Here is a 17,874-nt window from a genome sequence, read left to right as displayed (position 1 = left end):
CCAACGGAGATCAGAATAATCAATGAAAAATTTTACGACACTGAATGATGTTTTTTATTATGCGAATAGAGCTTACGGAGCCAAAGAAATGTTCTTTGGAAAAGACTCACAGAAAAACTTTTTTGGTCGTACATTTTCAGATATCTTTCATAAATCAGAAAACCTTTCCTTATCTCTTTTACAAATGGGTTTACAACCAGGAGATCGAATCGGTCTTATGGCAGACAACAGAACCGAGTGGGCCATTGCTGACATAGCAACTCTGTTAAACGGAGCGGTGAATGTACCGAGAGGTTCTGATTCTACTCCGCAAGAAATTGAATATATTCTCAGTCACTCCGAAAGTAAATACTGCTTTGTCGAACATGAAAAATTATATGAGTCTTTAAAACCGGTTTTATCTAATACCAAAGTTGAAAAAGTAATTATTTTAGATCCAGGATTCCGAACTAGTGACAATTTCGCCATTCCAATGGATACACTGATAAAAGATGGAGAGGCGCTTAGAAAAAATCTTCCTTCCCTAGAACTTCGTTCCAAACAAGTGAAACCAGATGATTTGTTTACCATTATTTATACATCAGGGACCACGGGAATGCCGAAAGGGGTGATGCTCACCCACCAAAACATGGTTTATAATGTGGTACAAGTACCACCACGTGTTGGTTTAAAAACATCCGATAGAACACTTTCAATCCTTCCAGTATGGCATATATTTGAACGAGCCATCGACTATGCAATCATAGCAGAAGGTGCCTCGATTGCTTATACGAATATACGCGACCTAAGAGACGACTTCCAAAAAATTAAACCAACCTTTATGGCCTCTGCCCCAAGACTATGGGAAAACTTATATCTTGGGATCAAACAAAAGTTAGAAAAGGCACCGGAAAACAAACGTAAACTTTTTGATTTTGCTTATGACGTCTGCAAAAAATTCAAAGACGGGCAAGACTACCTTTCTGGGAATAAACTTCTCACAAAAGAAGAATCGCCTTTTGAAAGAGCCAAAAATACTGCCGTTTCCTTAGGATCTGTATTAAATCTTTTTTTGTTAGCGAAGGTCTTAGACGGATTGGTCTTTTCCAAAATAAGAGATGTTTTGGGTGGCCATCTAACAGGCACTATATCAGGCGGTGGGGCACTTCCCGCTCATGTCGATGAATTTTTCAACGTAATTGGCATTCCTGTGTATGAAGGATACGGAATGACAGAGTGTGCTCCGATTATCTCAGTTAGGTCTGTAGGGAAAGTCGTCCAAGGTTCTGTAGGAAAATGGCCGGATGGAACTGCTGTCAGAATTGTAAATGACCAAGGCGAATCGGTTCCAAAAGGAAAAATGGGAATCATCCATATCAAAGGCCCTCAGGTAATGAAAGGTTATTATAAAAATGAAGAAGCTACTTCCAAAGCCATTCAAGATGGATGGATGAATACTGGCGATTTGGGTTTCATTTCTTTTAATGATACTTTGTCTGTACGTGGCCGAGTGAAAGACACTATCGTCTTACTTGGTGGCGAAAACGTAGAACCCGTTCCCATTGAAAATTTGCTTTTAGAAAATTCTCTGATCAATCAGGTAATCGTCGTTGGTCAAGACCAAAAATCCCTGACTGCTCTCATTTGGCCGGACAAAGACAGAATGAAAGAAATTGGCCTGCAAACAAAAGATGGCGAGGATTTAAATCAAAACAAAGAAGTGAGACTCTACTTTCAAAATCTTATCAAAAAACAAATCTCATCAGAAAACGGTTTTAAATCCTTTGAAAAACTTTCCGATTTTCGATTTTTACCAAAGGCTATGGAAGTGGGAGAAGAATTGACGAATCTTTTCAAAATGAAAAGAAACGTCATCCACGACAAATACAAAGATCTCATCAAATCTATGTATAACTAAAGAGAACTTAAAATAGTTCCAAGAACCTCCCCCAATTCCTTAGAAAGATTGGGGAGGACTTCGATTTTTTTTAGTTCCTTCTTTGCTATTTTAGGAAGATCACCCTCCTGTTTAGATACCGGCGAAAATAATTTAGTTAACGATGCTGCCATTTGCGGATTGATTTCATTGAGTAACCTTATTCTTTCTGCTATGAAGGAATAACCACTTCCATCTTCTTTGTGAAAACTTAAAGGATTTCTCGCCAAACTAAAGTATAATGACCGAACCTTATTCGGATTACGAATATTGAATTGTGGGTGTTTTTCCAATTTTTCTGCAATTTTTGCGCGATCTTCCCCTGAACTCACTTGAGCTGCAAACCAAACATCTAATACCAAATTATCTTTTTTCCACTTTTCAAAAAAAGAATTAACTGAGTTTTCTTTTTCCGAAGATTCGATTTCAACAAGAAATCTCATGGCGGAAACTTCTTCACTCATATGTTTGGCTTCCCTTTGTTCCATTACAGCCAATTTTTCGAATTTTCTAGAAGGATCGTATAACAAGTAATAAAGAGCGATATTTTTTAGTTTTCGTTTTCCGATTTCTTCCTTCGTTTGAACTGGAATTGTTTTTCTATTTTCTTCCAATAAGATTTGGAAGTTTTTAGTAAATGTAGTTGCGATAGTTTGAATGGCCCAAACTCTTAATTTTTGAATTTTCGAAAATTGATAACAATTTAGATTTTCACTAATTTGGGTTAAACCTGGAAAAGAAAGATAAAAACTTAAATAAGTTTTTTCCCAGTTGCGAGTAAAGGAATCTGCAATTGTTTCTATAATGGCAGAAAAATCCTCTTCTTTGCCTGAACCAAGAGACTTACGAAACCAATCGAAAATCAAATTTTGAAAGGCAAAAAAACGAGCCACTCCATCAGTTTCTACTTTTGCTAAAATTTTGATTTCTTCCTCTGACTGGTGATCATCCAAACGCACCGGACTGGATAAAGAACGAAATAAGGAAATGATTGGCTTTGTTCCATTTGGATCCAAGGCAGAAATTCGGATTTGGTCGCGTTCACCTGCCATAATCCTTTTATTTTCTATAATGAGATTTCCATCTAGGTCAAAAACTGCAAATGAATTCGAATATACTAAGGGGTATTCACTAGATCCTGTATCAACGATTTCAAAGATCCATTCATTGGTTTCTTTCTCATAACTTTCTTTTACTGAAAGCAAAGGTGTTCCACTTCGATGATACCAATTACGAAGATATGGAATGGATTTACCAACAACCTCTTCCATAGAAGATATGAATTCTTCAAAGGTAACTCCCTTGCCATCATACTTAGATAGATAATGTTTTAAGCCTTTTTTAAAACTTTCTCTTCCGATTATTTCCGATATCAAACGAATGACTTCTGCCCCCTTCTCATAAACGGTTACTGTATAAAAATTATTCATCTCCCGGTAAGATTTAGGAAGGATGGGGTGCGACATAGGACCCTGGTCTTCAGGAAACTGAAATTCCTTCAAAAACAATACATCTTTGATTCTTTTGACAGCAGGATCTGTCATATCTTCCGTAAACCATTGGTCTCGAAATACAGTAAGTCCTTCCTTTAGAGTTAAGTTAAACCAATTTCGAAGAGTGACACGGTTACCTGTCCAATTATGAAAATATTCATGGGCAATCACGGCAAGAATTGACTCAAAACTTTCATCTGTAGCTGATTTCTTATCAGCTAATACCAATTTGGCGTTAAATAGATTCAAACCCTTGTTTTCCATTGCTCCCATATTGAAGTCTTCAACAGCAACGATCATAAATAGATCTAAATCATACTCTAATCCGAAAGTGTCCTCATCCCATTTCATTGCTTTTTTTAATGAATCAAAAGCAAATCCAACTTTCTCTTCGTTTCCTTTTTCTACAAAAATCTTAAGAGTAATCTCTCTACCTGATTTCGTTTGAAAGGAATCTTTGGTCTCAATTAGTTCGCCGGCAACGAGTGCAAAAAGATAAGATGGTTTTGGAAAAGGATCTTCCCAGATGACTTCTCGTTTACTGTCTCCCATTTGGTTTTCACCCACAAAGTTTCCATTGGACAACATCACTGGAAATAGTGATTTCTCGCCGGCAATGGTGACACGAAACCGCATCATATTGTCAGGTCTATCGATCGAATAAACGATTTTACGAAATCCTTCGGGTTCGTTTTGGGTACAAAGCATAGATCCCGATTTGTACAAACCTTCGAGTGAAGTATTTTTTGCCGGACAAATCCGGTTTTCTACAGTGAGTTGAAATTCTTTCTTCGGAGGGTGGGAAATAAGAATCCCTGAATCCGTAACTTGGTATTCGTTTGGGTCAAGAATAGCCCCATCCATTCGGAGGGATAAAAACTCTAAAGATTCGCCATAAAGAAATAGTGGTTCAATGGTTTCGGCTTGAAGGATTACATCATATTCGGCTCTGACAACTGTCAGGTGCAAATCTAAATCAAATCGTAAATTGACTTTGGGAGTAAGCCATGGGGAAGGTTTGTAGTCTTCTAATTTGTGGACGAGAGAGGAGGATGAGGATGAGGTCATCCTCCTTCTTTATAGGATGACCTATCCCGGAAAAGTGAATTTTAGTTCTGTTTCTCTTTTCTTTTATCCTCGGCAAAGGTAACCTTTAAATTCCTTCCATCGACAGGTTGTCCATTCATCTGGGTTACCGCCTCTTCCGCTTCTTCTGGATTCGCATAGGTGATGAAAGCAAAACCTCTAAAATTTCCAGTTTCCCGATCATGAATCATTTTCAGATCTTGAATTACTCCGTAAACGGAGAAAATCTGGCGTATATTTTCTTCCTTAAGGGAAAATTTTAAATTTCCCACATAAATTTTATTAGAAACCATTCCTGTCCTCGTAAAACACAATGCACGCCCCAATGTCCTGGGAGCCGGGTCGATTAGATACAATGGAAAGAAAATGTCAACATCAAATATTTCTTGCATATTCTGAAAGATAACAATTTATTTAAAACGCTTCCCAGGTATCCTCTTGAACGAAAAACCCTATATCTTATGTATCGATGACGAATTCTTCATTCTTTGGAATCTAAAGGAACAATTAAAGAAAGTCTTTGGGTCCAGTTTTACCATCGAAACTGCTGAAAGCGCGGAAACAGCAAAAGAAATTATGAAAGAAATTGCGGGCACCTCCGCAGACCTAGCCGTTGTGATCTGTGATCATGTGATGCCTGGTCAAAAAGGTGATGAATTCCTCATTGAAATGCAGGAGAGCCATCCTCGAACTAAAAAAATAATGCTGACAGGTCAGGCACCGGCCCAGGCGATTGGAAATGCCCTAAACCACGGTTGTTTGTATCGTTACCTTTCCAAACCTTGGGATGCTCATGATTTGGAACTGACCATCAAACAAGCTATTGACGCTTATTTCCAAGAAAAGACTTTAGAAGAAAAAAATAAGGAACTTGCCGACAATCTTTATTTTCACAGAGATTCCAAATTCCCCAATTTTGAATCATTGGTAAAACAATTAAAATCGGATGTGAATCCTAAAAAAAACCAATCGATTTTACTCATTAAAATTGTCAGTTTTCCCATCATCATCAAAACATTCGGAATTGAAGTTTATAGAAAGTTATTTAAAAAACTCCTACAACTTCTCACTGTTCACCTACAAAACGAGGAAAAAGTTTTTCATATTTATTCTGATGAAATTGCGGTATTGTCAAATCTACCCGAACATTCATTAGTGGAAAAAATTAGAAGTTTCCGTATGATTTTAAAATCGGATGACTTGGTTTTGGATGGAGTGGGATTCCACTTGGACTGTCGTTATTCATCCGCTACAGGACAAGAGGATTGTTATTACAAAGCGAAACTTGCTCTCTTTCGTGCAGAAGCACAAGGATCAGCCGATTTTGTTTCTTATACTGATGAACTATCCATAGACAATCATTTACAGAACTTTCAACTAAGTCAGAAAATTCAATCTGCAATTACTAATAAACAAATTGTCCCTTACTTTCAGGGGATTGTGGACAACCAAACCAAACAAATTAGGAAATTCGAATGTTTGGCACGAATCAAGGATAGAGATGCTATCCTAACACCAGATGCTTTTCTTAATTTAGCAAGAGTTACAGGTAGCATTCGTATGATCGGGTTACAGATGATTGATGAGTCGATGAATTATTTCTCAGATAAACCATTTGATTTTTCAATTAACCTGACTGAATCCGAATTAGAGTATAAAAGTTTCAGTAAATGGGTAGAATCAAGATTGTCTCATTACAAAATTGATCCAAGCCGAGTTACTTTTGAAATTTTGGAAGATATTAGTTTTTCGGAAAATCGATACAGCTTATCGACGATTCGTAATCTAAAAGAAATTGGCTGCGAAATTGCCATTGACGATTTTGGTGTTCAGTATTCAAACCTTGCAAGGCTACTCGAATTTGAACCTGACTACTTAAAAATTGACGGTCAATTTATCAAAAACCTTCCAGAAAACAAAACAGCATACCTCCTTGTTCAAGGGATTGTGGAACTTGCACGAGGAATTGGTGCCAAAGTGGTAGCAGAGTTTGTGGATCGCCCTGCCATTCAAGATATGATCGAAACCCTGGGAATTGAATATTCCCAGGGATTTCTTTTTATGAAACCGTCCCCTGCACTGCCCACAACAACCCAGTTACAATTGTAAGGTGATTCCAAAATTAACCTGACGAAATGGTCCAGGCTGGATTCCCTCTGGCAAACGTGAAGAAATATACTTTCGATCCTGTAAGTTTTTTCCAGAAAGAAAAACAGACCAATTGTCTTTTTTGTATCCAATGTTTGCATTTACTAGTTCGTAAGCAGGAATCTCACCGTCTAGTCCCGAAACATCAGACTTGATACCAGCATAATTCAAAATGGTTCTATAGTCTGCCGTGGTTCCAACGGTATCATACCAACTCACAGTTTTGGAATTTTCTAAATCGTGAAACTGTTTGGAAAAATATTGCCATTCGATTCTAACATAAAAGCCCGTACTACGGCTTGAAATTCCGAGAGATAGTGTAAGGATATCTCTCGATACATAAGGAAGGCGGTTTCCATTTGTGTCAACATGGGCAAAGGGATTGGAATCACCTTTCGTCCATGCACCAAGATTATAAGTATATTGATTTGATTTGGCTTCTGTCCTTGTATAAATAATATCTAAAGGAATTAAATAGTTTAACTTCCAAAATTGACCAAAGTCAAAAGTCAAATTGGTTTCCACACCGCGATGAATAGACCTTCCAGCGTTTACAGGTCGCGAACCTAAGTTCCCTCCTGCAGCAGAACTATTAATGATTTGGTCCTCGAAGTTTAAGAGGTAACCTACGAATTGACCACTTAGGTATTCAGTTACATCTCCCCTAACACCAGTTTCATAGTTCCAGGAGCGTTCCGGTTTTAATACTAAATCTTCTGCTGTAGGTGAAATGGCCGATTCATATCTTGGAGGTGAAAAACCTCTATGAACACCGGTAAACCAAGTCATATTCTTTGCAAAATCCAAAGTGGTTCCAAACCCAGGTAGTACTATTTGGTTTTTTGCTGTAGCCGTTTTATCTAACTGCACGGTTGGGTTGGTTCCCGAAAAATAATCGAAGGTAACGGGATCAAAATCTCTTCTCGCGCGATTAATAGAACGTGTTTGTGTAAAGGATTCATAACGAACCCCTGGAATTACGGAAAATTTTTCTGTTAGGCGAATTCTATCCTGCAAGTACACGGATACTGCCTTAGCAGATCGTCTTTCATCATCCCTAAGTTCACCACTATTTGCCAAACTTGTTTGGGATTGTAATAAAACCGCAGGAGTTGATCCCACCCCATTGGGATACACGACAAAATCAGGAGTTGGAGGACCATTCAGAAGTTGGACCTTTGCCATATCCAGGTGGTAACGAGTTCCCAAATCAATCTCATGTTTGATAGACCCTGTTTCAATTTCTGTCTGTAATTTGGTTTCAATACCAGCAAACTTATAAGTTCTATCTCTATGAGCATTTGTTCCTCGCATCCAAATGGTATCTCCATTTCTGGATGTAAATGGTTCGCCATCGTAAGTAGCAAGTGTATCAGTTGGCTTCGTACTCCCCCTTGTATTTCGTGAGTAGTTTTGTCTTGCCCAGTTTCTTTCCGTGTAAGCAGAATACACTCTAGTGATTAGTTTTGTTTTTTCGGAAAGAGTCCATTCATGGCCAATCGAAAAACTATAACGTTCAATAGTTCTCTTATCATTCTGTGCAGGATTGTCTTTTGGATTGTTTTGAAACATTCCAGTGGTAAGACCCACATAGGTTGCTTGAGACTCTTGTTGATGGAAACCCAACTTGGTTGTAATATTGTGTTTTTCATTTAACTGGTGTATGGTTTTCAAATTGGCTTCATTAACGAAGTAACCTTGGTTTGCGCGAAAGCCATCACCCTGTTTTCTGAGGACATTGACATCGAAACCTGTATTGCCAAAGGTCCCCCCATAACCTACCATTTGGCTGAAATATGCGTTTTCTCCACCTATGGTTTGTATGTTTAAAGTGGGATCCTTAGGGGGTCTTCTTGTGATAAAGTTGACAACACCACCAATCGTGGAAGGCCCAAAAAGAATGGAACCTGAGCCCTTGACCACTTCAACTCGCTCCATACGTTCGATCGAGGGAGTATAATACATTTCTGGTTCCCCGTAAGGGTTTAGTGATGTAAATAGTCCATCTTCTAAAACAAGAACCTTTCTGGATACTTCCCCACTCACTCCCCTAAATCCCAAATTCATAGTTAGTCCGGCTGGATCTTGGTAACGAATGTTAGCACCAGGCACGCGGCGCAATACTTCCATATTGTCTGTGGGTCTTGTTTCTTCTAAATACTTCTTGGTAATGATGGTAGCAGACCCAGGAATTCTCTTTAGATCTTTTTTTTCTCCAATCACTCGAATCTCTGCTTTCTTCCATTTCGGATCTTCAGGATTCTCTTCCTGGTTCTCCGAAGGCTCACTTGTAGCCGTCTCAGAGAGTTCGGAGTTGGGTTTTGCCTTTTCTTGCGAATATAATGGAACAGATATGGTAAATAAGGCCAAGCATAGTGCCAAAAATGTATTGAGAAGTAGTTTCATTTTCATATAATCTAATTTTGAGACTAGGGTTCATTTAAATGCTTAGGGGACAACAGAAATTTGGGTGTGAGAAGATGGATTTTAAAAATACAATCCAACTAGTTCCAGGTTAAAAATAAACAGTTGTCTGGTTTTGATTCTTGTTTTTGTGTTCCAAAAACCCAAAGAAATTCATCGAAAAAATCTCTATTGATTCTATTGAATTTCTTTAGACATTAGTATAAAAAGATATTCTAATATATTTTTCGACCCAACTAGTATCTGAAAAGGAAAAGTCCATCACCTCACAATTTTATGTCTTAGAATCGTGAGGTTTGCCAGTTTGATTTTAATGAAAACTACTGAGCAGGAACGCCAGGGATTTCTTTTTTCTTTTTCTCTTTAGAGAGTAAACCTTTTAGTTTTTCTTGGGTTTCAGGGTCTTGGAGTTTTTCCTTTCCCATTTGGATTGCCTTTTGGCCCTCTTCCGAATTTGCTTTTTCAATGATTTTATTCATTAAACCTGGTTCTTCAGATGTACCCTCTTTGGATGTACTCGCACAACTAAGTGAAAAGAGTAGGATGATGGCAATTAGGATGGTTCGTTGTTTCATTTGCATTTTTCCGTAACAGAACAAATTTAAATGACAAAAAGCCAATTCGTCAATGGAAAAACAAAATCGTTTGTAGAAAACAAGGCAGTCTCTAAAACCAATCCTGGACCGACATATAGACAAACACCCAAAAGAAGGAACTTTTATGAATCAAAAATCGATGGATCAGGATTCAGCACAATTAGAAGCTCTCGGACTCAAATCCGAGTTTGAGCGCAGTATGAGTTTCTGGGAAAATTTTTCTCTGGGTTTTACTTATCTCTCCCCTGTTGTGGGGGTGTATTCCGTTTTTGCTCTGGCCATCCAAGCTGGTGGTCCCCCCATGATTTGGAACTATTTATTAGTTGGGTTCGGACAATTTTTAGTCTGTTTAGTATTTGGAGAAATTGTTTCTCAGTTTCCGATCTCTGGAGGGATTTATCCGTGGTCTTTGCGCTTAGTGGGCGAACGTTGGGCCTGGATCTCCGCATGGGTTTATGCCTGGGCTCTTTTCACTACTGTGGCAGCCGTTAGCGTCGGAGGGGCTCCCTTTCTTAGCCAACTTATCGGAATCGAATTTGGCAATTCTGGTTTTATTTGGATTGCGATCGTTATGATTCTTATTTCCACCATTCTGAATCTGAGTGGAACAAGACTTCTTGCGCAGGTTGCCTTTTTCGGATTTTTATGCGAACTGATTGGAGCTGTTGTTGTTGGTGGTTATTTATTAATTTTTGCAAAAGTAAATTCCATATCGATACTTTGGAATACTTTTTCCTTCGGGGAAGGTGCAAATTATTTACCGGCTTTTCTTGCGTCCTCTGTAGCCGCTATGTTTTGTTATTATGGATTTGAAGCATGCGGTGATGTTGCAGAAGAGACACCAAACGCTAGTTCTGCGATTCCAAAATCCATGCGTATGACCATTTATATTGGTGGTGGCGCTGCCACCTTTGTTTGTTTGGCTCTTTTGTTAGCCGTTCCTGATATAAACAAAGCAATCTCTGGTGAGGATAGTGATCCCGTAACAACAACACTGACTCAAGCAATGGGAATTTTTGGTTATCGTATGGTGATAGTAGTAGTCATGATATCATTTTTATCGTGTTTACTGAGTTTGCAGGCGGCCGCAAGTCGACTTTTGTTTTCCTTTGCAAGGGATGGTATGATTTTTGGAAGCAAATACTTAAATCATCTATCAAAATCAAATAAAGTTCCAGTGAATGCCTTGCTTATCACTGGCCTTATTCCGATTCTCATTGCAAGCATTGGCCATTGGTTACAAGATGCAGTCACAACAATTATTAGTTTCGCTTCCGCAGGTATTTATATTGCTTTCCAAATGGTAGTTTGTGCAGCTTTATATGCACGGTATCATGGATGGAAACCGAAGGGCTCCTTTACTCTAGGAAAACTTGGCATTTGGATCAATGTTTTGGCTTTAATTTATGGTGTTACTGCAGTTGCCAATATGGTATGGCCAAGAACACCAGAGGAGCCGTGGTATATCAATTACGGAATGATTTTTACTACGCTCATTGTTATTTCTACAGGATTACTTTATCTTCTAATTAAAAAGCCACATTTACAAAGAAAATTGCCTTAATCCAACTAGGATTCGAATTAAAAACACTGATTTGGGAATGGATTTATTCTTTTTCCCAAATCAGAAACTCACCGCCAGAAATTTCTTCTTTTAAAACAATACGAAATCCAGAGAGAAAACTCCCACCAAATCCATGATATGTGATCAATTTTGTTCCTGAACTTAATTGATACAGTTTCTTTTTTAGGACTTCTAAATCCATCAGAAACTGATTTGCCGACTTTATTTTTGAAGAATCGATAGAATGACTTCCCTTCATAGTTTCATACAAAGGATTAAAACAATAATAATGCGAATGACCATAGGGAAATTGATCTAAAAAGTTAACATTTTTGAAAGTCACTTCCGATGTATTCCAAAGTTCTTTCAAAGACTCAGATAAGGTCACTAAATCTTCTCTATCCTCTACTCCCCAAATATTTATCGAATGATTTGATAATATAGATAGGTGAATACAAAATTTGCCAACTCCCGAACCTAAATCCATAATAGAGGTAATTTCCTTTTCTAAGGAAAGATATTTCCATGTCCTTTCAATGACAGGAATCGGAGTCCACTGGAATGATGAAAGTAATTGGAATTTTTTTGGAAGATAAGAATCCCAAATTGCATCTGTCATAGGAACCCCTACGTCCATTTTCTTTCCATTGTTAAAAAATTGGTTTCTCATTTCATCCCATTATGTTAGAACTTTGGTTTATGGACCAAAAGATTCAGTATTTGAACCAAATGATCGAAATCATTGATAATAAAGTTACTATTTTCAAGAAAAACAAGTCCAAATTACCGCAAGCTGCTTATGCTGCTGAAAAACAAGTCCTCACTCGCACCATCCAAGATACGATTCAACTTGCAGAAGAAATAAAACCAGTTCCCTTCTCTCTTATTAATGATTTGAAATCCCTCATCAAACAACTATAATCATAACTTGCTTCTTTAGCGAGCATATATGAATCCAAACTATTGTTACCAAGTACCAGTGGTTGTCGGAGCCGGAGTCTCTGGTGCAACTGTTGCCATGTTAAAACCTGAAGTGGTAGTTTATGATAAAGGGAGAATGCCTGGAGGAAGACTTTCTAGTAAATTAAGAAACGCACCATCCAGTTTTGACTTTGGAGCCACAATGTTTTCTGACTTAATGAAGGTTCGCTTGTTAGGAAAAGAAACAAACTATTCTATTTCCGAAATTTGGAAATCATATTCAGTGAATGTAGCATTCAAACCAATCTATGATAATACACATTTTTATCCTGAGAATGGAATGGCAAACTTGGTATCGTCCATGTTAGGCAATGTAAAACCAATTCAGAGTCATACATTAAAGAACTTAAAATTGACAGATGAAAAAACCTGGAATTTAAATTTTTGGATTTCACCTGATAAAAAGATAAAAACTATAACGGCAAAATCCATCATCCTTACTCTTCCGATACCTCAAATTTTAGAAATTTTTCATTCATCTGAAAAAAATCAAAATCTAAAGCGTTGGTTTGATTTTTTAAAAAATTACAATGATTATCGTAAAACTTTGGTTAGTTATTTTTATTGGGATGAATGGAAACCAAATTGGAAAAAACTTTCGTTAGATCCAAATTTGCCCATTCCCGTTACAACAACACTAAATCGAGGCGAAGATTGGGAGTATCAAAGTTGGGAAAGTCTAAAGTACCCTAAAGATTTTCATAATGGTTCAGCCCTTCTTGTACAATTTGGAGCCATTTTTTCTGAAACTTATTTTGAAGATTGGATGGATGAGAAAAAAAATCCATCTCTAAAAGCCAAAGAAATACTTATGGAGGGTCTAAAAAATATTTTTGATGCACCAGAACCAGACCTAATTTGGCAGCATCGGTGGAAGTATGCACAAGCACAGATACCGCTTTTAGGAAGAGAGGGATCGCTAAATCTAGACACAGAGGAATTTGAAGAATGGAAAAAACTCTGTAAAGAAACGGGAATCACAATTCTCGGAGATTGGCTTTTTGGAGCTAAAATAGAAAGAATCGTTGGAGGGATTTCCTTTTTATCACATAACAACTTACTACATTAGTACATTCGTATACAAGCTTATTCTTTTGCAAGTAACTCTCGAAACTGATTCACTCGCCTCCGATTAGCAAAAATATCCCATAAGCCCAATATAGATTGAGACCTAATTTGTGCTTCTTGTTTATCTTCCGGGAAATAGATCTCCACTCGATCAGGAAATCGAAATACTTTAGTGAAAAAAATGACACGAATGTATTCGCCCTCTTTTTCTTCGCTGATCCAAATGTTTTCTGATTCATGGAAATATTTTGATATCCTTTCATACGCCACTTGTTTTGTCGTTGTGTAAGTGATGGGATCCACTTTGTGAATAAAATTGTATTGCATACTCTGGCTAGAAACACAGTTAGGTGAAGGTGGGCACCCTCTTAGTTCCCCTTCTGTCACGCCGGAAAGCGGGCTAAGAACACTCATACAGCAAATAAAAAAAACTGACAATGCCGATTCCATATCTCCTAAATTTGAAAACATTTGAATTTTTACTTGCAGAATTTGTAAAAATCCAGATTTTTAATCGCTCATGAAACGAATTCAAAAGTATTTACTTTCCTTTTTGACGATTAGTATCATTTTACTTGTCATTGCATCTTATTATTTTTCTAGTTTGGTTCTATATCCAAAAGTAAAATGCAACGCCGAACACCATGTATATTGCAATGGGCCAGCGGAATTAGGATTAGAATTCCAGGAAGTGGAAATCAAAACCCAGGATAAACTTAACCTTGTTAGTTACTGGATTCCTGCTAAAAATGCGAAGGCAACCATTCTTCTCGTACATGGGCATGGCGGTCAAAGAAACGAAGGCCTTCGTTTTGCGAAAAGTCTAAATGCCGCCGGTTACAATTTACTTCTTTTGAGTCTGAGAAGAAATCACGGTGGTTTTGCATCTATGGGATTTCATGAACAAAAAGATATTGAGGCTGCGCTATCCTATCTAAAGACAAACGGCTACAATAAGATTGGTATCTTTGGATTTTCTATGGGTTCGGCAACAAGTATCATTGCAATGGCAGATCATCCGGAAATCCAAGCTGGAATTTTTAGTAGTGGGTATGGAAGTGCTATTGATGTTTTGGTTGAATCAGCAAAACGAGATTTCGGAATTCCTTATTACCCACTCATTCCAGTGGTAAAACTTGCTTTAAACCTTCGTGGGGATATGGATATAGATTCAGTAAGGCCCATTGATAAAATTGCATCGATTAGTCCAAGACCAATTGCAATATTCCATTGCAAAATGGATGATTACGTTGATTACCATCATGCTTTAGATTTATTTGCAAAGGCTGGTGAGCCAAAGTCTCTCTGGTCTCCTGAATGCCATCGTCATGAACGTCTTTGGAATTTTGCGCCGAAGGAAGCAGAGTCTCAAGCAGTAGGATTCTTTCAAAAGTATCTACGGTAATAACGATATAAGAAAGATGATTGCGGCGATCAATATGACCCTTGGTGGATTTTGTGACCATACGTCAGGAATTCCTGACAAAGAGATCCATCAACATTACGCTTCTTAGCTAAAGAAGTGCTGATGCTGTCTTTTATGGAAGGATTACTTACCAGCTTATGGAGTATTGGAGAACTGTTCTGGAAAACCCAACAGACGATGAGGAAAAAAAATAACTTTTCAGTTGCAAAAACTTAGCTCACAAAACCGTTCTCAAGTCGATTTCATTATATATGACAATAGTTTTGTGATGATAAGGATTCTGCTCGAAGGGGACGTACACCAAAGACCCCAATCCTTCAAATAGAAACTCACAATTCTTCTTCTCACCCTTCCTCCCTAAGTTCACTAGAACTACATATACAAAACCTACTAAGAACCTCTCTCCCATAGACAATGAACCAATCAAAAGAGAATACACTCTTAGAACTCTCTCTATCCTGAGCACAATCTATCCCAAAAGATGCAACTGCCCTAAGTCCCTAGAGAACCCTAATCTTAACTTCTTAAGACTAAAAGAGAAAGAATCCATTGCCAGATGCTCTCACTGCCACAAACAAATCAGCATCACAGCAAACACACCCTTCCAAAACATCAAACTACCACTAGCCTTTATCTCCTACACCATCCAAGACCAAATCTTACAATACCCTAAGACAATGACTTCCAAAGAGATCGCAAGAAAACTAGGACTTCCATACAAGACAGCATACTACTTACGCAAGAGAATCCAGGTATTCTTCTCACATCTCAATGAAACACTCAGGGAACAGTTATACAAAGAACTAGAAGAATCCTCTAAAAACTTCAGACTACCACAGGAAGGTGACCTCAAGCAAACCCTTAAAATCAGCCTGTTGCAGTAGCCGACTCAGTGTTGTTATATTCCTCAAGCCTTAGAGCCAACAAACTTAGATCGAGACGATTCAAGGGAGGAACGGCATCCATCTATGCATCGAATTCCATTGGAGGACACCAGATAGGAACCCTTGTCCATACGATTGGCATCAACGGTGGTATGACTTTCTACAAATCGATTCCACTCAATAACCAACATTACTTAGAGAAGGACTTAGAAGAAACCATTCCAAAGAATGTAACACTATTCACAGATGAAGGATATGGATTCCTATGGGATAGACCTAACCATAAATCTGTGAATCATTCGAAGAAAAGTAATGACCCCAGATACAATATGAGCCGTGAACGTTGGGTGAGTAAGGATGGTGTGAGTTCCAATGGTGCAGAAGCTAGGAACAACATATTGAAGCAGAGTTTCCGTTCGTATGGATACATCTCTCCGAAGTGGAGTCAGTTGGCTCTGAATGAGTTAAGTTTTCTTGGGAATGTAAGGTTTGTGCCTGAATTGAAGGAACTACTGACTTTGGGGGGATCTAAAACTGTTGGCTTTGGTGATTTCCACTGCTCGAAGGGGACGTATCACCAAAGAACCCAATCCTTCATATAGAAACTCCAAATACTTCTATTCTCCCTTTCTCCCTAAGTTCACTAAAACTACTTATACAAAACCCGCTAAGAACCTATCTCCCATAGACAATGAACCAATCAAAAGAGAATACACTCTTAGGACTCTCTCTATCCTGAGCACCATCTATCCCAAAAGATGCAACTGCCCTAAGTCCCTGGAGAACCCTTCCCTCAACTTCTTAAGACTAAAAGGGAAAGAAACCATTGCACGATGTTCTCACTGCCACAAACAGATCAGCATCACAGCCAACACACCTTTCCAAAACATCAAACTACCTCTAGCCTATATCTCCTACACCATACAAGACCAGATCTTACAATACCCAAAGACAATGACTTCTAAGGAGATTGCAAGAAAACTAGGACTTCCATATAAGACAGCTTACTATCTGAAGAAACGTATCCAGGTATTCTTCTCACATCTCAATGAATCACTCAGGGAACAGTTATACAAGGAGCTAGAAGAATCCTCTAAGAACTTCAGACTACCACAGGAAGGTGACCTCAAGGAAACCCTTAAAAATCAGCCTGTTGCAGTAGCCGACTCAGTGGTGTTATACTCATCATCCTTAAGAGCCAATAAACATAGATCAAGACGATTCAAGGGAGGAACTGCATCCATCTATGCTTCTAATTCCATTGGAGGACACCAAATCGGAACTCTAGTCCATACGATTGGCATCAACGGTGGGATGACTTTCTACAAATCGATTCCTTTGAATAACCAACACTACCTAGAGAAAGACTTAGAAGAAACCATCCCAAAGAATGTAACTCTATTCACAGATGAGGGATATGGATTCCTATGGGATAGACCTAACCATCGCTCTGTGAACCACTCGAAGAAATCAAACGACCCCAGATACAATATGAGCCGTGAACGCTGGGTGAGTAAGGATGGAGTCTCTAGCAATGGTGCCGAAGCAAGGAATAACATATTGAAGCAGAGTTTCCGTAGTTATGGATACATCTCTCCGAAGTGGAGTCAGTTGGCTCTGAATGAGTTAAGTTTCTTAGGGAATGTAAGGTTTGTGCCTGAACTGAAGGATTTACTGACCTTGGGGGGATCTAAAACTGTTGGCTTTGGTGATTTCCACTATTCCCAAACTATTTCCACTCATAGTCTCTCTGACTTTGCATATCAACCCCTAACAATCCAGGAACGAGGCAGGTTTAGAGATAAGAAACTCATCAACCAGTATAACGAAGCTGATATTCTAAAATACAATAAATCATATCGATCAGCAATATTGCACAATGACTACTATTGGATGAATTTCTACCAAAAGGAAAGGATGCGAAATGAAATAGAATACAATCAAAGAGCGTTTAGTCTCTACACTCACATTTCACCTCAGAAATGGTATGATGCGGATTCTATTTCCCATGAATTAAGAATGAACAAAAGAGAGATTACCTTCATTCTGCGAAAATGGATGGAGTATGGAATTGCTGATATAATTGAAAGAAACGAAAGATACCGAAAAGTCGTTAAATTTAAAATCAAGAAGGTGAAACTCTATTATCTGATTTATTCAAATTTTACGGAGGTAAAAGACTATGGAAAAGTTTAAATTACGAGCTGGGCATATAAGGAAGCTACTAAATGATCAAAATTTTCGATGTTTCGTAAGCGGAATCCCCCTAACATACGAAAACGTAGAAAT

General features: G+C 38.2%; 14 protein-coding genes. 8 read left to right on the top strand and 6 right to left on the bottom strand.

Features of this window, described 5'->3' with window-relative positions:
- The first annotated feature begins 22 nt into the window (after positions 1-22).
- Complete coding sequence (locus ND811_RS04995; RefSeq protein ID WP_265351020.1) at positions 23-1,897, top strand: AMP-dependent synthetase/ligase; 1,875 nt, start codon at positions 23-25, stop codon at positions 1,895-1,897.
- Here the strand turns inward: ND811_RS04995 and pepN are convergent.
- Complete coding sequence (gene pepN, locus ND811_RS04990; protein WP_265351019.1) at positions 1,894-4,476, bottom strand: aminopeptidase N; 2,583 nt, start codon at positions 4,474-4,476, stop codon at positions 1,894-1,896. The two genes, ND811_RS04995 and pepN, sit on opposite strands and share 4 nt — an antisense overlap.
- Before the next feature lie 41 nt (positions 4,477-4,517).
- A complete protein-coding gene (locus tag ND811_RS04985) occupies positions 4,518-4,787 on the bottom strand; it encodes an RNA recognition motif domain-containing protein (protein ID WP_002974517.1) in 270 nt (89 codons plus the stop codon).
- Positions 4,788-4,932: 145 nt separating this feature from the next.
- Here ND811_RS04985 and ND811_RS04980 point away from each other — a divergent pair, with 145 nt between their 5' ends.
- A complete protein-coding gene (locus ND811_RS04980; RefSeq protein ID WP_265351018.1) occupies positions 4,933-6,603 on the top strand; it encodes an EAL domain-containing response regulator in 1,671 nt (556 codons plus the stop codon).
- On the opposite strand, the gene ND811_RS04975 is transcribed toward ND811_RS04980, so the two are convergent.
- Both ND811_RS04975 and ND811_RS04970 read right to left on the bottom strand, forming a co-directional pair.
- Positions 6,592-9,054: a TonB-dependent receptor family protein gene (locus ND811_RS04975; RefSeq protein ID WP_265351017.1), complete on the bottom strand. Its 2,463-nt coding sequence runs from the start codon at positions 9,052-9,054 to the stop codon at positions 6,592-6,594. The two genes, ND811_RS04980 and ND811_RS04975, sit on opposite strands and share 12 nt — an antisense overlap.
- Positions 9,055-9,386: 332 nt before the next feature.
- A complete protein-coding gene (locus ND811_RS04970; RefSeq protein ID WP_265351016.1) occupies positions 9,387-9,641 on the bottom strand; it encodes a hypothetical protein in 255 nt (84 codons plus the stop codon).
- Positions 9,642-9,786: 145 nt separating this feature from the next.
- On the opposite strand from ND811_RS04970, the gene ND811_RS04965 reads away from it, so the two are divergent.
- Positions 9,787-11,226: an APC family permease gene (locus ND811_RS04965; protein WP_265351015.1), complete on the top strand. Its 1,440-nt coding sequence runs from the start codon at positions 9,787-9,789 to the stop codon at positions 11,224-11,226.
- A 43-nt stretch (positions 11,227-11,269) separates the two neighbouring features.
- On the opposite strand, the gene ND811_RS04960 is transcribed toward ND811_RS04965, so the two are convergent.
- Positions 11,270-11,896 carry a methyltransferase gene (locus ND811_RS04960; protein ID WP_265351014.1) on the bottom strand — a complete coding sequence of 209 codons (627 nt, stop codon included), beginning with the start codon at positions 11,894-11,896 and terminating at the stop codon, positions 11,270-11,272.
- Between the two features lie 11 nt (positions 11,897-11,907).
- On the opposite strand from ND811_RS04960, the gene ND811_RS04955 reads away from it, so the two are divergent.
- Entirely contained in the window at positions 11,908-12,147 is a 240-nt protein-coding gene (locus ND811_RS04955; RefSeq protein WP_265377412.1) for a hypothetical protein, read from the top strand.
- 28 nt (positions 12,148-12,175) lie between these two features.
- Complete coding sequence (locus tag ND811_RS04950) at positions 12,176-13,276, top strand: NAD(P)-binding protein (protein ID WP_265351012.1); 1,101 nt, start codon at positions 12,176-12,178, stop codon at positions 13,274-13,276.
- Positions 13,277-13,293: 17 nt separating this feature from the next.
- Here the strand turns inward: ND811_RS04950 and ND811_RS04945 are convergent, their stop codons facing one another.
- Positions 13,294-13,746, bottom strand: a complete 453-nt coding sequence (locus ND811_RS04945; protein ID WP_265351011.1) for a DUF1499 domain-containing protein — start codon at positions 13,744-13,746, stop codon at positions 13,294-13,296.
- A 49-nt stretch (positions 13,747-13,795) separates the two neighbouring features.
- On the opposite strand from ND811_RS04945, the gene ND811_RS04940 reads away from it, so the two are divergent.
- The 3 genes from ND811_RS04940 to ND811_RS04930 all read left to right on the top strand — a co-directional run bounded on the left by ND811_RS04940 (position 13,796) and on the right by ND811_RS04930 (position 17,781).
- Entirely contained in the window at positions 13,796-14,680 is an 885-nt protein-coding gene (locus ND811_RS04940; protein WP_265351010.1) for an alpha/beta hydrolase, read from the top strand.
- A 913-nt stretch (positions 14,681-15,593) separates the two neighbouring features.
- Entirely contained in the window at positions 15,594-16,187 is a 594-nt protein-coding gene (locus tag ND811_RS04935; protein WP_265351009.1) for a hypothetical protein, read from the top strand.
- On the top strand, positions 16,123-17,781 hold the full coding sequence (locus tag ND811_RS04930) for a hypothetical protein (RefSeq protein WP_265351008.1): 1,659 nt from the start codon (positions 16,123-16,125) through the stop codon (positions 17,779-17,781). The genes ND811_RS04935 and ND811_RS04930 overlap by 65 nt, the downstream gene beginning before the upstream one ends.
- Positions 17,782-17,874: the final 93 nt, after the last annotated feature.

The sequence above is a fragment of the Leptospira soteropolitanensis genome (genome assembly GCF_026151655.1).
GTDB classification, from domain to species: Bacteria; Spirochaetota; Leptospiria; order Leptospirales; family Leptospiraceae; genus Leptospira_A; species Leptospira_A soteropolitanensis.
Note: the sequence above shows the minus strand (reverse complement) of the source record. Positions and strands in the feature narration are given on the sequence as shown.

What these genes read in the sequence shown, in the direction of transcription:
- ND811_RS04995 (WP_265351020.1), top strand. Translation starts at nt 23, where the DNA reads ATGAAAAATTTTACGACACTGAATGATGTTTTTTATTATGCGAATAGA.
- pepN (WP_265351019.1), bottom strand. Translation starts at nt 4,476, where the DNA reads ATGACCTCATCCTCATCCTCCTCTCTCGTCCACAAATTAGAAGACTAC.
- ND811_RS04985 (WP_002974517.1), bottom strand. Translation starts at nt 4,787, where the DNA reads ATGGTTTCTAATAAAATTTATGTGGGAAATTTAAAATTTTCCCTTAAG.
- ND811_RS04975 (WP_265351017.1), bottom strand. Translation starts at nt 9,054, where the DNA reads ATGAAAATGAAACTACTTCTCAATACATTTTTGGCACTATGCTTGGCC.
- ND811_RS04970 (WP_265351016.1), bottom strand. Translation starts at nt 9,641, where the DNA reads ATGAAACAACGAACCATCCTAATTGCCATCATCCTACTCTTTTCACTT.
- ND811_RS04965 (WP_265351015.1), top strand. Translation starts at nt 9,787, where the DNA reads ATGAATCAAAAATCGATGGATCAGGATTCAGCACAATTAGAAGCTCTC.
- ND811_RS04960 (WP_265351014.1), bottom strand. Translation starts at nt 11,896, where the DNA reads ATGAGAAACCAATTTTTTAACAATGGAAAGAAAATGGACGTAGGGGTT.
- ND811_RS04955 (WP_265377412.1), top strand. Translation starts at nt 11,908, where the DNA reads ATGTTAGAACTTTGGTTTATGGACCAAAAGATTCAGTATTTGAACCAA.
- ND811_RS04950 (WP_265351012.1), top strand. Translation starts at nt 12,176, where the DNA reads ATGAATCCAAACTATTGTTACCAAGTACCAGTGGTTGTCGGAGCCGGA.
- ND811_RS04945 (WP_265351011.1), bottom strand. Translation starts at nt 13,746, where the DNA reads ATGTTTTCAAATTTAGGAGATATGGAATCGGCATTGTCAGTTTTTTTT.
- ND811_RS04940 (WP_265351010.1), top strand. Translation starts at nt 13,796, where the DNA reads ATGAAACGAATTCAAAAGTATTTACTTTCCTTTTTGACGATTAGTATC.